10 protein-coding genes and 2 pseudogenes are annotated in these 13,986 nt (G+C 72.7%); 10 read left to right on the forward strand and 2 right to left on the reverse strand.

The genetic code is table 11. The features are described from left to right. Positions 1–3 precede the first annotated feature (3 nt). The gene (locus C6A87_RS12465) at positions 4–1,251 is read left to right on the forward strand and encodes a glycosyltransferase family 2 protein (protein ID WP_396837094.1); all 1,248 of its coding nucleotides are present in this window, start codon (positions 4–6) and stop codon (positions 1,249–1,251) included. Then, on the forward strand, positions 1,248–3,443 hold the full coding sequence (locus C6A87_RS12470) for a hypothetical protein (RefSeq protein WP_311117495.1): 2,196 nt from the start codon (positions 1,248–1,250) through the stop codon (positions 3,441–3,443). Before C6A87_RS12465 ends, C6A87_RS12470 begins: the two co-directional genes overlap by 4 nt. 2 nt (positions 3,444–3,445) lie before the next feature. On the opposite strand, the gene C6A87_RS12475 is transcribed toward C6A87_RS12470, so the two are convergent. Next, positions 3,446–3,580 (reverse strand): hypothetical protein, encoded by a 135-nt coding sequence (locus tag C6A87_RS12475; RefSeq protein WP_311117496.1) that lies wholly within the window; start codon positions 3,578–3,580, stop codon positions 3,446–3,448. Further along, complete coding sequence (locus C6A87_RS12480; protein WP_311117497.1) at positions 3,577–4,686, reverse strand: hypothetical protein; 1,110 nt, start codon at positions 4,684–4,686, stop codon at positions 3,577–3,579. The genes C6A87_RS12475 and C6A87_RS12480 overlap by 4 nt, the downstream gene beginning before the upstream one ends. A gap of 24 nt (positions 4,687–4,710) precedes the next feature. On the opposite strand from C6A87_RS12480, the gene C6A87_RS12485 reads away from it, so the two are divergent. From C6A87_RS12485 to ribD, 8 genes and pseudogenes are all read left to right on the forward strand, one after another. Next, positions 4,711–5,421 carry a lysoplasmalogenase gene (locus C6A87_RS12485; protein ID WP_311117498.1) on the forward strand — a complete coding sequence of 237 codons (711 nt, stop codon included), beginning with the start codon at positions 4,711–4,713 and terminating at the stop codon, positions 5,419–5,421. Continuing rightward, a pseudogene (locus C6A87_RS12490) lies at positions 5,418–7,417 on the forward strand (primosomal protein N'). The gene C6A87_RS12485 and the pseudogene C6A87_RS12490 overlap by 4 nt, the downstream one beginning before the upstream one ends. Positions 7,418–7,422: 5 nt before the next feature. Then, entirely contained in the window at positions 7,423–9,261 is a 1,839-nt protein-coding gene (locus C6A87_RS12495; RefSeq protein WP_311117499.1) for a DUF2207 domain-containing protein, read from the forward strand. Continuing rightward, positions 9,255–9,791 carry a LemA family protein gene (locus C6A87_RS12500; protein ID WP_311117500.1) on the forward strand — a complete coding sequence of 179 codons (537 nt, stop codon included), beginning with the start codon at positions 9,255–9,257 and terminating at the stop codon, positions 9,789–9,791. The genes C6A87_RS12495 and C6A87_RS12500 overlap by 7 nt, the downstream gene beginning before the upstream one ends. 23 nt (positions 9,792–9,814) lie before the next feature. Then, positions 9,815–10,748, forward strand: a pseudogene (fmt, locus tag C6A87_RS12505) (methionyl-tRNA formyltransferase). Continuing rightward, positions 10,736–12,109, forward strand: coding sequence for a transcription antitermination factor NusB (locus C6A87_RS12510; protein WP_311117501.1), 1,374 nt, complete (start codon positions 10,736–10,738; stop codon positions 12,107–12,109). The pseudogene fmt and the gene C6A87_RS12510 overlap by 13 nt, the downstream one beginning before the upstream one ends. Positions 12,110–12,114: 5 nt before the next feature. Then, complete coding sequence (gene rpe / locus C6A87_RS12515) at positions 12,115–12,819, forward strand: ribulose-phosphate 3-epimerase (protein ID WP_311117502.1); 705 nt, start codon at positions 12,115–12,117, stop codon at positions 12,817–12,819. After that, on the forward strand, positions 12,816–13,817 hold the full coding sequence (gene ribD / locus C6A87_RS12520) for a bifunctional diaminohydroxyphosphoribosylaminopyrimidine deaminase/5-amino-6-(5-phosphoribosylamino)uracil reductase RibD (protein WP_311117503.1): 1,002 nt from the start codon (positions 12,816–12,818) through the stop codon (positions 13,815–13,817). Before rpe ends, ribD begins: the two co-directional genes overlap by 4 nt. Positions 13,818–13,986: the final 169 nt, after the last annotated feature.

Genomic DNA, 13,986 nt, shown 5'->3' on the forward strand with positions numbered 1-13,986 from the left:
GCGATGCCGTCGCCGGGCCCACCGACCTGGCCGCACGCACGCTGGGTGGGCATGCTCGACCTCGACGAGTCGACTCCCGGCGGCGAGATCGAGTTCGCCCCGCGCCACGCCGACGGTTACCGGACGGCGCGGGTGCTGGTGCGGCATCGCCACCAGCCCGTGGCCTTCGTCGAGGCGCCCATCGACGATGCCGTGGTGCGGTTACCCGTTCCGCCGCTGCCTGCCCCGGACGCCGCCGCGGACGCCGACGAATTGCCCCCGATCTCGGTCGTACTCTGCACCAGAGAACGTCCGGACCAGCTCGCCGACGCGCTGAATTCGGTGCTCGCCCTGGACTATCCGGACTTCGAAGTGGTCGTGGTCGACAACGCTCCGCGCACCGACGCGACCGCGCTGGTGGTGCGGCAGTGCGCCGACGCGCGGGTGCGCTACGTCGAGGAGCCCGTGCCCGGGTTGTCGGCGGCCAGGAACACCGGGTTGCGCCGGGCCCGTCATCCCGTGGTGGCCTACACCGACGACGACGTGGTCGTCGACCGGCACTGGTTGCGCGCGCTGGCCGCCGGTTTCGGCCGGGCGCCCCAGGTGTCCTGCGTGTCGGGCCTGGTGCCCAGCGGAGAACTGCGTACCGCGCCGCAGGCCTACTTCGACCAGCGGGTGACCTGGGCCGGATCGCTGCAGCGCCGGGTGTACAGCATGGCCGCCCCACCGGCCGACCAGCCGCTGTTCCCGTTCCAGGTGGGCCGTTTCGGCACCGGGGCCAACTTCGCCGTGAAGCGTGATCGGGTGCTGCAGCTCGGCGGTTTCGACGAGGCGCTCGGTGCCGGCACGGCCTCGCAGGGCGGCGAGGACCTCGACCTGTTCTTCCGGGTGCTCACCGCCGGTGACGCGCTGGCCACCGAACCGGCGGCGATCGTGTGGCACCGGCACCGCAGTGACAACGACGCCCTGCTCGCGCAGGCCCGCGGGTACGGGCTCGGTTTGGGCGCGTGGCTGACCAAAGTAGCTCTGGATCCCGCGCACCGACGGCTGGCGGTCCGGGTGTTGCGCCGGCGGTTCCGGTCGTCGCTGCGCGCGGGCGCCGACTACGGGGCCATCATGACCTCGCCGGCCCGGCTGCCCGGCGGCGTCGGTGACCAGGTGCCGTCCTCGGTGGGCCGCGCCGAGGTGCTCTCCGTGCTGGGCGGACCCCGGGCGCTGTGGCTGGGCAGGCGCAGGAAACGCCGTGACTGCGCGACGGCGGGCCGCCGATGACCGCCATCCTGGAACCGGCCACCACCCGCAGGTCTGCCGGAGATCACCCCGAACCCATTGTGCTGCGGCGTGTTCCCGTCATGCCCGTCCGCATGGCCGACCTCGCCTCCGTCGGCGCGGTCGCGGGGGCGCTCGCGTTGACCGGCCTGCCGAGCGCGGTGCGTGCGATCGCGCTCGTCGTGTTCATCGCGGTCGGACCCGGTGCGGCGGTGACGACCTGGGTGCGGATCCCCCGGCGCGCGCTGCTGTCGACGGTGCCGGTGCTCGGCATGGCGATCGCCACGCTGACCTCGATCGCCGCGATGTGGTCCTACCGGTGGGACCCGCACGCGATCCTGTGGGTCCAGGTGCTTCTGGTCGCAGGCAGCAGCGCGTACTGGTACCGGCGCAACGCCACCTCCGTGCTGGACGCAACCCGCGGCTGGCATCGGCGCGTCCTGGCCCGCCGGGCGCCACCGGGCAGACGCTTTGTGCGACGGCGTCTCTCGCTGCTCCTGAGCGCCCTCGCGCTGATCGTCTGGGTGGTGGCGGTGCCCGGGCTGCCGGGCGCGGACGCCGGTTATTACGGCCTGCTGTTCTCCGGCAGCGGCCCGCTGCTCGCGGTGTGCATCGGGCTGTGCACCTGGGCGCTGCTGGTCGCGGTGCGCGACCGGCTGCTGGTGCCCGCGGTGGCGGCGGTGCTGTCGGCGATCGTGGTGTCCAGGGTGACCACGGTGGTGGCCACCGAGGTGCCGCTCTACGACTGGACCTACAAGCATCTCGCGGTCGTCGACTACATCATGGTGCACGGGCACATCGCCCCCGACGGCACCGACATCTACGCGCAGTGGACTGCGTTCTTCACGCTGTGGGCGTGGTTCTGCGAGGTCACCGGCATCGCGGCGATCACCGTCGCGCACCTGTTCGCCCCGGTGATGCACGTGCTGATCGGGTTGACCGTCTACTCCGCCGCGCGGGTGCTCGGACGTTCCCGGCGTACCGCGGTGACGGCGTCGTTCGTCGTCGAGATCGTGAACTGGGTGGGGCAGGACTACTTTTCGCCGCAGGCGTGGTCGGTGGTGCTGGCCTTCGGGATGATGACCCTGTTGCTGGCCTCGCCGCGCAGCCGGGCCTGCGGGATGCTCGCCGTGGTGGTGTTCGCCGCGACGGTGCCGACCCATCAGCTGACCCCGTTCTGGGCGGTCGGGGCGGCATGCGTGCTGTGCGTGTGCCGCCGCGCCCGCCCGTGGTGGAGCGCGGCGGTGATGGTGGCGATCGCCGTGACCTATCTGCTGCTGAACCTCGAAGCCGTGCTGCCCTACGGGCTGCTGTCCGGCGGCAGCCCGCTGGACAACGCCAACAGCAACATCCAGAGCTCCGGGCTGCCCGCGAAGGACTTCACCTCCGCGGTGGTGCGCGGCCTGTCGGTGATCGTGGTGCTGAGCGCGCTGGCCGCCGCGGTGTGGATGCGACGCAGACGACGCCCGGTGCTCGCGCTGAGCATCGTCGCGTTCAGCTCGTTCGGGCTGCTGCTGGGGCAGAGCTACGGCGGTGAGGCGATCTTCCGCGTCTACCTGTACTCGCTGCTGGGCTGCGCGATCCTGATCGCCCCCGCGGTGGTCGGCGCACTCGACGGCGCGGGCACCCGGCTGCGGAGTCTGTCGGCGCGGACGGTGGCCGCGGTCGCGGCGACGGTGGTGGCCGTGGCGGGTCTGCACGGCTATGTCGCGTTGTGGCCGTTCATCTTCGAGACCCGCGCCCAGGTCGATCTGATGCAGTCGCTCACCACCGATGCGGACAAACGCACCCGGTTCGTGATGATGCGACTCGGCGGCATGCCGACCCGCCTCAACGCCGACTACGCCGAACTGACGCTGTTCAATCCGTACTACGACGAACCGGTGAGTTACGACCTGTGGGACGGCAGGGACCCGCGGCTGGCCGAACTGAAGGCCTCCTTCCCGACCGAGGAGGACCTGAAGACCCTCAGCGACGACGTCACCAACGGCGTCTACACGGCCTACGTGATCTTCAGCGAGCAGTCCAACAAGGCGATCCGCTACTACGGCGACTTCCGTCCCGAGGCGGTCGGCATCGTGCAGGACGCGCTGCGCCGCTCGCCGAAGTGGACGGCGATCCACGAAGACGGCGAGACCGTGGTGTTCCGCAGCGTCAACCCGTACTACGCACCGGGCAACGACAACGTCGAGTGACCTCAGCCGAGGAGCTTGCGCACCTGTTCCGGAACAGAAGCCAAAGCGGCGCTGACCTTTTCGGCGTCGAACACGGTGTCGTGGAACTCCGCGGTCAGCCACAGCGAGCCCGTCACCGTCGCCGAGGTGACGGTCACCCCGCACGGGCGGCCGGGTCGCTGGCCACCAGGAGCCGGGCCTGTCCCGGGTCGCTGAACACCCACGGGTTTCGGGGCACGGTGCCGATGCTGGAGTGCAGCAGCCGTAGCCGGGGCCGGTCGGGCAGCAGCGGTTCGGCGTGATGCCCGGACCGCATCGCGGCCCTGGTCTTCACCGTGCCCGCCAGCAGGTTGGCGACGGGGCGCGCCATCCGCGCCGCAGCGGTCATCTCCGCCTGCAACCGCTGCGGGCCGTCGTCGCGGTCGAGCGTGAAGTCGAGGCCGGCGGAGAACGACGCGAGCGTGCTGTGCCCGTCCGGCAGGTAGCGGCGGACGTCGAACGGCACGGTGACCGCGGGGTCCACGTCGAGCCCGGCCGCGGCGAACGCCTCGTGCAGCGCGCAGGTCTGGACGGCGAACATATTGACCCCGGGCAGCGCCGAATCCCGCAGCCGCCGTAGGTCGGCGAGCATCTCGGCGGGGACCTGGGCCACCCGCGTGGCTGGCGACGGGACCAGCGTGCGCGTGCCGCCGCCCACCGCGGGCTCCGGCGCGCCGGCGTTGCGGCGGTGCTGGCGCCACAGCGGGAGCAACCGCTGCGGGGACAGGCCGATGGCGCGCACCCCGGCCAGGACCAACGGTGGGGCGGCCCGCCGGTACGGGGCCCACACCGCGTCGTCGCGGGGGTCCACGGCGCCGAGCAGCACGCCGACGAGCATGTCCAGCAGCGGCACCTCGCCGAGACCGTGGCTGAAGTCGATCGCGAGATGGTCACCGGCAGCAAGGATCCGCAGCCCGCCGCCCGGGCACTGCCGCAGCGTGGTCAGCAGCTCCACCGGATCGGCCGGCACGTGATCGGTGGACGAGACCGCCCGGCGCAGCGCGGACGGCGAGAACCGCCATCCGGTGTCGGAGGTCGAGGGCTGCAGCGCGATCCTGGCGGCCGGTCCGGCCTCGGCCATCGCCAGCAGCCGGGCGGTGAGTTCGTCGAGCGGCGGCAGCGCCACCGGCCCGAGCACGACCGCCGAGCGTCGGTGGCTGTGCTGCACGTCGAGCGCCGCGACGCGAACGCTGCCCGTACGCTCGCGGCGCCCAATTCTGCCCATCGATTCAGATAGTAGGTTCTCCGAATGCCCAGGACTCGAGGACAGGCGTTGTGGACGGCCGCCGCGATCGTGGCGGCCGGCTACGGCGTGTTCCTGATCGTGACCGCCACCCGGGTGCCCGCGGGCGCCGAGCTGACCGGCCAGTTCGTCCTGCAGCCCGCGGTGAAGGCGCTTGCCGCGGTGCTGCTCGCGACCGCGGCCCTGACCCACCCGATCCGCCGGGAGCGGCGCTGGCTGGTCGCGGCGCTGCTGTTCTCCGCCGCCGGGGACTACCTGCTCGCGATGCCGTGGTGGGAGCCGTCGTTCGTGTTGGGTCTGGCCGCCTTCCTGGTCGCGCACCTGTGCTTCCTGGCCGCCCTGTGGCCGCTGGCGGTGTCCTCGCCATCCCGGCTGGCCGGCGTCGCGGTCGTCGTGGTGGCGTGCGCGGCGCTGCTGGTGTGGTTCTGGCCCGAGCTGCTGGCGCAGGGGATGGCGGTGCCGGTCGTGGTGTACATCGCGGTGCTCGCGGCGATGGTGTGCGCGGCGTTGCTGGCCGGCCTGCCCACCCCGTGGACCGCGCTCGGCGCGGGGTGTTTCGCGGTGTCGGACGCGATGATCGGCATCAACAAGTTCGTCCTCGGCACGGAGGCGCTGGCGGTGCCGATCTGGTGGATGTACGCCACCTCGCTGTTGCTGATCACCGCAGGCCTGCTGTTCGGTCGCACGTCCGTCCCGTCTGCTACACCTGCGGGGTGACCACCACCCGGCAGGCCGCCGAACACGAGCCGATCGCTCGTGTGCTGCCGATGCTCACGGTGCCGCACCTCGACCGTGAGTTCGACTACCTCGTGCCCGGCGAACTGTCCGACGACGCCCAGCCCGGGGTCCGGGTCCGGGTCCGTTTCCACGGCCGGCTCGTCGACGCATTCGTGCTCGAACGGCGTTCGGACACCGACCATGTCGGGAAACTGGGTTGGCTGGAGAAGGTGGTGTCGGCGGAGTGCGTGCTCACCCACGACGTGCGCAGGCTCGTCGATGCGGTCGCCGCCCGGTACGCGGGCACCCGCGCCGACGTGCTGCGGCTGGCGGTGCCGCCCCGGCACGCCAACGCCGAGAAACGCAAACGCGAGCCGCTCGGCCCGCCGTCGGCCGTACCGGTCGACGTCACCGGCTGGCAGGCCTACAGCGGGGGAGAACAGTTCATCACCGCACTCGGTGAGAGCCGCGCCGCACGCGCGGTCTGGCAGGCGCTGCCCGGGGAATCCTGGCCGCGGCGACTGGCCGAGGCGGCCGCGGTCACGGTCAACGCGGGCCGCGGGGTGCTGGCGGTGGTGCCGGACCAGCGCGACGTCGACCTGCTGCATGCCGCGGCCGTGGACCTGGTGGCGCCCGACCGGGTGGCCGCACTGTGGCCGGCCTGGGCCCGTCCGAGCGGTACCGGCGCTGGCTGTCGGTGCTGCGCGGCGACGCCCGGCTCGTGATCGGCACGCGCAGTGCGGTTTTCGCGCCGGTGGCCGACCTGGGCCTGGTGGTGCTGTGGGACGACGGCGACGATTCGCTGTCCGAGCCGCGGTCGCCGTACCCGCACGCCCGCGAGGTCGCGATGCTGCGCGCACACCAGGTGCGCTGCGCCGCGATGATCGGCGGCTACGCGCGGACCGCCGAAGCCCAGGCGCTGGTGCGCAGCGGGTGGGCCCACGACCTGACCGCCACCCGGCACACCGTGCGCGCGCACGCCCCGCGGGTGGTCGCGCTCGAAGACAGCGCCTACGCCCAGGAACGTGACGCCGCCGCGCGCACCGCCCGGCTGCCCACCGTCGCGCTGGACGCGGCGCGTAAGGCGCTGGCCGCCGAGGCCCCCGTGCTGGTCCAGGTGCCGCGCCGCGGGTACGTCCCGGCGCTGGCGTGCGCCCGCTGCCGCACGGTGGCGCGGTGCCGGCACTGCACCGGCCCGCTGTCACTGCCCAGCCGCGACGCCCCGGGCGCCGTGTGCCGCTGGTGCGCACGCGAGGAACTGGCCCTGCGCTGCACGCGGTGCGGCTCGGACGCGGTGCGGGCCGTCGTCGTCGGAGCCCGCCGCACCGCCGAGGAACTCGGGCGGGCGTTCCCCGGTACGCAGATCGTCACCTCCGGCGGTGACGACACCGTGGCGACGGTGCCGCACCGCCCCGCCCTGGTGGTCGCGACCCCGGGCGTGGAGCCGGTCGCCGACGGCGGCTACGGCGCCGCGCTGCTGCTCGACAGCTGGGCGCTGCTGGGTCGGCAGGACCTGCGTGCCGCGGAGGACACGCTGCGGCGCTGGATGGCGGCCGCCGCGCTGGTGCGCAGCCGCGCCGACGGCGGCGTGGTCACCGTCGTCGCCGAGTCGGCGATCCCCACCGTGCAGGCACTGATCCGGTGGGATCCGGTGGGCCACGCGGAATCCGAACTGGACTCGCGCACCGAGGTGGGGCTGCCGCCCGCGGTGCACATGGCCGCCCTCGACGGCGTGCCGCAGGCGGTGACCGCGCTGCTCGACGCCGCGTCGCTGCCCGACGGCGCCGAGGTGCTCGGCCCCGTCGACCTGCCGGTGGGCGCCCGCAGGCCCGCCGGGCTGACCGCCGACGAACCGGTGAGCAGGATGCTGGTCCGGGTGCCCCGCGACGGTGGGCTCGCACTGGCCGCCGCGCTGCGCCGTGCCACCGTCGTGCAGAGCGCACGCCACGACCAGGAGCCGGTTCGCGTCCAGATCGACGCTTTGCACATAGGGTGATGCGCATGTCGGCGGCTCGCGTGGGCAAAGCGCTGATTCCGTTGATCTTGATCGCCCTCGGGGTGCTCTGGCCCGTGGTGTTCCACGGGGGCTCGGGCGGTGCCCCGGTCGACGACCCGGTGGTGATCGCCGACTACGACGTCGACATCGTCGTCGACGCCGCCGGCGACCTCACCGCGGTGGAGACCCTGACCACCGAGTTCTTCAGCACCGACCGGCACGGGATCTTCCGGTACTGGGACATCACCAACGCGAACGACCCGCATCTGCGGCAGCGGCCCGAGGTCACCTCGATGCTGCTCGACGGCGCGCCGGTGCCGTACCGGATGTCGTCGGAGGCCGGCGGACGGTTCCGGGTGGCCAAGATCGGCGACCCCGACCGCTACCTCGGCGACGGTACCCATGTCTTCGAGATCCGCTACACCGTCCCCGGCGTCCTCGACCCCGGCGACACCGGCGCCGACCGCACGTTCGCCGGGTCCACGGGCGACCCCGGGGCACCGCCGTCGGTAGCTCAATTGACGGCTCCGCCGTCGGTCTTCTTCTGGAACGTCATCGCTCCCGGTTGGAACAACCGCATCGAGCGCGCCGACATCAGCGTGACCCTGCCCGGCCCCGTCGGAACCGCCCAGTGCTCGGTCGGTTACGGCGTCGGGAGCGCATGCGGCGAGCTGACCGTCGACGGCAACCGGGTGCGGCTCAGCGCGGAGGCGCTGCCGCCGCGCACCCCGGTGACGGTGCGCGCCGGGGTCGACGTGCCGACCCCGCCCAGGGAGAGCGTGCCGTGGTCCTACCCGTGGGACCGGGTGCTGGGTCAGTCGGTCACCGGGGTGCTGTGGCTCGCCGCGTTCACGGTGCTGGCCGGACTCGCCGCGCTCGCCTGGCTGCGCACCGTGGTGGAGAAGCCTCCCGCGTTCCCGCTGCAGTACGCGCCGCCGCCGGGACTCGGCCCGGTCCAGACCGAGTACATCCGCACCGAGGCGGTCTCGAGGAGCGGCCTCACCGCCACGCTGCTCTACCTCGCCGAACGAGGCCTGATCAGCCTGCGGCAGGACGGCGACAAAGAGTGGACCGTCCGCGGCATCGGCGAACCGAAGCAGTGGTCCGGGATCGACCCGGTCAGTCTCGCGGTGGCCACCCGGCTGAAGGTGCGCAACCGCGGAAAGGTGTTCACGGCCGAGAAGACCGCCCACTCCGGCGAGCGGCTCGCCAAGGCCAGAGCCGACATGACCGAGGAGGTCGAGAAGTGGGCGCTCGACGCCGGACTTCTGGTGCCCCGCAAGAAGGAACTGTGGCTGCGTGCGGCCAACGCCGCGGCCTTCGTCCTGATGGTGTGCGCGTTCTTCCGCTGGGGATTCCCCACCACCGGTTGCGCGCTGCCGTTCGCGGCGTTCTTCCTGCTCTCGGCGGCGTCCTGGCGGGACGGCATCGGCACCCGGCGCACCGCCGCCGGCCGCGAACTGTGGTCCCGCGCCGGCGGATTCCACCGTGTGCTGGCCACCGACTCGGCCGAGGCCCGGTTCGACTTCTCCGCGCGCAAGGATCTCTACCTGGCCTACGTCCCGTACGCCGTCGCCGCCGGCGTCGCCGCGCTGTGGGCGAAGAAGTACCAGGCCTACACGGGCGCGGTTGCCCCGCAACCCGATTGGTATGTCATGTGGCCGTCGCCGGGCGGGTCGGGCGCCGGCGGCGGCCCCGACTTCGACAGCTTCGATTCCGCGGTGTCCTCGTCGATCGGCGCGTACACCGTCGCGCAGGCGGCGTCCTCGTCCTCCTCGGGCGGGAGCAGCGGCGGAGGCGGCGGTGGCGGTGGCGGCGGTGGGGGAGGAGGAGGTTCGTGGTGAGATTCCTGCTGGTGGTGGTGCTGGTCCTCGCGGTGCTGGTGCTGATCGGTTTCGTGATGGGCTACAACAGGATTCGCTCAGCCGATATCCGGGTCGCCGAGGCGCTGGCCGGCATCGACGTCGAACTGACCCGGCGCGCCGCACTGATCCCGGCACTGGTGCACATCGTGCAGAGCTACGCCGCCCACGAGAAGGCCGTGCTCGATCGGGTGACCGACGCCAGGGCTGCGCTGACCTCGGCCACCGCGGGCAGATCGGTCGCCGAACGCAGCGCCGCCGAGAATCGGCTCGACTCCGCCCTGACCCCGCTGCTGGCACTGGGGCAGAGCCATCCGCAGCTGAACTCGTCGGAGAACTTCCTGGACCTGCAGCGCAACCTCGCCGACACCGAGGACAAGCTGGCGTTCGCCCGGCAGTACTACAACGACGCGGTCGCGACGCTGAACCGGCAGCTCAACACCATCCCGTGGATGTTCGTCGCGCCGCTGAGCGGAGTGACCGAGAAGGAGTACTACCGGACTCCGCGCTGAGTGGTCCTCCCTAGACTGGCGCGGTGCGTCTCGTCTTCGCCGGCACCCCGGAACCCGCCCTGCCGTCCCTGCAACGGCTGATCGACTCGTCCCGCCACGAGGTGATCGCCGTGGTGACGCGCCCGGACGCGGCCGCCGGACGCCGGGGCAGGCCCGCGCCGTCGCCGGTGGCGGTGCTGGCCGCCGAACACGGCATCCCGGTGCTCAAGCCGGGCCAGGCCCAACTCCGAGGAGTTCGTCGCCGAACTCGCCGCGCTGTCGCCGGACTGCTGCGCGGTGGTGGCCTACGGCGCACTGCTGGGCGACGCGCTGCTCGAGGTGCCCGCGCACGGCTGGGTCAACCTGCACTTCTCGGTCCTGCCCGCGTGGCGGGGCGCCGCGCCGGTGCAGGCCGCGCTGGCCGCAGGCGACGAGGTGACCGGCGCGACCACCTTCCAGATCGAACGCAGCCTGGACTCGGGACCGGTGTTCGGCGTGGTCACCGAGACGATCCGGCCCACCGACACCGCAGGAGACCTGCTCGGGCGGCTGGCGGTGTCGGGTGCCGGGCTGCTCGAAGCCACCATGGACGGTATCGAGGACGGCACCCTGACGGCGGTCCCGCAGCCCTCCGACGGGGTCAGCGTCGCGCCGAAGGTCACGGTGGAGGACGCCCGGATCCGCTGGGAGCTGCCCGCACACGTCGTCGACCGGCGCATCCGCTCGGTCACCCCGAACCCGGGCGCGTGGACCACCATCGGCGACCTCCGGGTCAAGATCGGACCGGTGACGGTGCCGCCCGACGGGCCCGAAGGGCTTGAGCCCGGCCAGATCCGGGCCGACAAGAAGCACGTGCACATCGGGACCGGCTCCGCAGCGGTACTGCTCGGCACCGTGCAGCCGCCCGGGAAGAAACCCATGAACGCCGCGGACTGGGCCCGCGGAGCCAGGCTCGACGAGAACGGATGGGCCCGATGAAACGCAAACCCCTCGACCCCGCCCGCCAGGCGGCTTTCGACGTGCTGCGGGCGGTGTCCGAACGGGACGCCTACGCCAACCTGGCACTGCCCGCAATCCTGCGCGACCGCGGCATCAGCGGGCGGGACGCCGCCTTCGCCACCGAGCTGACCTACGGCACCTGCCGCACCCGCGGGCTGCTCGACGCCGTCATCGCCGCCGCGGCGGGCCGCCCGGTGGACCGCATCGACCCCGTGCTGCTTGATCTGCTGCGCCTCGGCAGCTATCAGCTGCTGCGCACCCGGGTCGACGACCATGCCGCGGTGTCCACCACCGTCGACCAGGCCGGTATCGAGTTCGACACCGCACGAGCGGGATTCGTCAACGGTGTGCTGCGCACCATCGCGCGCCGCGACGAGGCGTCCTGGGTCGACGAGCTCGCGCCGCCTGCCGACAAGGACCCGGTCGGGCACCTGGCCTTCGTGCACGCGCACCCCCGCTGGATCGCGCAGGCGTTCGCCGACGCGCTCGGCGCCCGCGCCGACGAGCTGGCCGCGCTGCTGGCCGCCGACGACGCCCGCCCCGAGGTGCACCTCGCCGCCCGGCCGGGAGCACTGACCGCCGCCGAACTCGCCGAGCAGGTCGGCGGCACGGTCGGCCGGTACTCGCCGTACGCGGTCTACCTCGGGGACGGCGACCCGGGCCGGATCGCGGCCTTGCGTGAAGGCAAGGCGCTGGTGCAGGACGAGGGCAGCCAGCTGGTCGCCCGCGCGATCACGCAGGCGCCGCTGACCGGCGCCGACGGCGGCCGCTGGCTGGACCTGTGTGCCGGGCCGGGCGGCAAGACGGCGCTGCTGGCCGCGCTCGGCGCACCCGCCGGGGCCACGGTCACCGCGGTGGAACCGGCGCCGCGGCGTGCCGAGATGGTCGAGCAGAACACCGCGGGTCTGCCCGTCGAGGTGGTCCGGGTCGACGGCCGTGAGTCGGGCCTCGAACCCGGCTTCGACCGGGTGCTGGTCGACGCGCCCTGCACCGGGCTGGGCGCGCTGCGCCGCAGGCCCGAGGCGAGGTGGCGGCGCCAGACCGGCGACGTGCCGCCGCTGGCCAAGCTGCAGCGCGAACTGCTGGCCTCGGCGATCAGGCTGACCAGACCCGGCGGCGTGGTGCTCTACGCGACCTGCTCGCCGCATCTGGCCGAGACCGCGGGAGTGGTCGCCGACGCGCTGCGCAGGCACCCGGTGACCGCGCTGGACACCAGCGAGCTGTTCGAGCCCGCCGAGGACGCCGGCGCGGGTTCGTCGGTGCAGCTGTGGCCGCACCGGCACGGCACCGACGCGATGTTCGCCGCCGCGCTACGGGTGGACCGAGCACCGTTAGGGTGATGTCCATGTCTGGACCGCTCGCCCGAGAAGCCAAGAACTCGCCGCTCATCGCGCCGTCTATCCTGGCCGCGGATTTCGCCCGGCTGGCCGACGAGACCGCGGCCGTCCACGGCGCCGACTGGCTGCACGTCGACGTGATGGACAACCATTTCGTGCCGAATCTGACCCTCGGTCTGCCGGTGGTGGAATCCCTGCTCAAGGCCAGCGACATCCCGATGGACTGCCATCTGATGATCGAGAATCCCGAGCGGTGGGCGCCGCCCTACGCCGAGGCGGGCGCTTACAACGTGACCATCCACGCCGAGGCCACCGACAATCCGGTGGCGGTGGCGCGGGACATCCGCGCCGCCGGCGCCAAGGCGGGGCTGGCGGTCAAACCGGGCACGCCGCTGGAGCCCTATCTGGAGATCCTGCGCGAGTTCGACACCCTTCTGGTGATGTCGGTCGAACCCGGCTTCGGCGGGCAGAAGTTCATCGCCGAGGTGCTGCCGAAGGTCGGCACCGCGCGGCGGCTGGTGGACGCGGGGGAGTTGACCATCCTCATCGAGATCGACGGCGGCATCAACGCCGACACCATCGAGGCCGCGGCCGAAGCCGGGGTGGACTGCTTCGTGGCCGGGTCCGCGGTCTACAGCGCGGAGGATCCCGCCGCGGCGGTCCAGGCACTGCGCAGGCAGGCCGCGTCGGCATCCAGACACCTGACGCTGTGAACCTCGACGCCGCGATGGCCGCGGCCATCGAGCAGGCCGAGAAGGTCAAGGGCAGGACCTATCCGAATCCTCCTGTGGGAGCGGTGATCCTGGACCAGGACGGTGCCGTCGCCGGGGTCGGCGCGACAGCGCCGCCGGGCGGCCCGCACGCCGAGGTGGTCGCGTTGCGCCGGGCCGGGCAACGCGCCGCCGGCGGCACCGCGGTGGTCACGCTGGAGCCCTGCAACCATTTCGGCCGCACCCCGCCGTGTGTCGACGCGCTGCTCGCGGCCGGAGTGGCCGAGGTGGCCTTCGGCGTCGCCGACCCGAACCCGGTGGCCGCGGGCGGGGCGGCGCGGCTGGCCGAGGCCGGTGTGAAGGTGAGCGCGGGGGTGCTGTCCGCCGCGGTCGCCGGCGGTCCGCTGCGTGAGTGGCTGCACAAACAGCGCACCGGATTGCCGCATGTCACATGGAAATTCGCCACCAGCGTGGACGGGCGCAGTGCGGCCGCCGACGGCACCAGCCAGTGGATCACCAGCGAGGCCGCCCGCGCGGACGTGCACCGCCGCCGGGCCGCCGCCGACGCGATCGTGGTGGGCACCGGGACGGTGTTCGTCGACGACCCGACGCTGACCGCGCGGCGACCCGACGGCAGTCTGGCCGACCACCAACCGTTGCGCGTCGTGGTCGGTGAGCGCGAGATCTCGCCTGACGCAGCGGTTCTCAACGACGACTCGCGGACGATGGTGATCCGCACCCGTGACCCGCTCGAGGTGGTCAAGGCGCTGTCGGACCGCACGGACGTGCTCGTCGAGGGCGGCCCCACCCTGGCCGGTGCGTTCTTGCGGGCCGGGGCGATCGACCGCATCCTGGCCTACGTGGCGCCGATCCTGCTCGGCGGCCCGGTCACCGCGGTCGACGATGTCGGCGTGCTCAGCATCGCCCAGGCGCAGCGCTGGCGCTTCGACGGCGTGACCCCGGTGGGCCCCGACGTGTTGCTCAGCCTCACCCCTGTGTAGTCCGGCTTAGGTTGTTATCCAATCGTTTTCACATGTTCATCTGGCGTCTGCGTGCGCGGCGTCACATGCGTCGCAGCGCGCGTGGCGGTCCCGGAGTCACCGGCTCTCGGTAGACTGGTCGGGAATTCGCGCTTTCACCGATGAGTTGCGCATGAAAGCACGAGCAAAG

Origin of the sequence: Mycobacterium sp. ITM-2016-00317 (assembly GCF_002968295.1) — a bacterium.
GTDB lineage: Bacteria > Actinomycetota > Actinomycetes > Mycobacteriales > Mycobacteriaceae > Mycobacterium.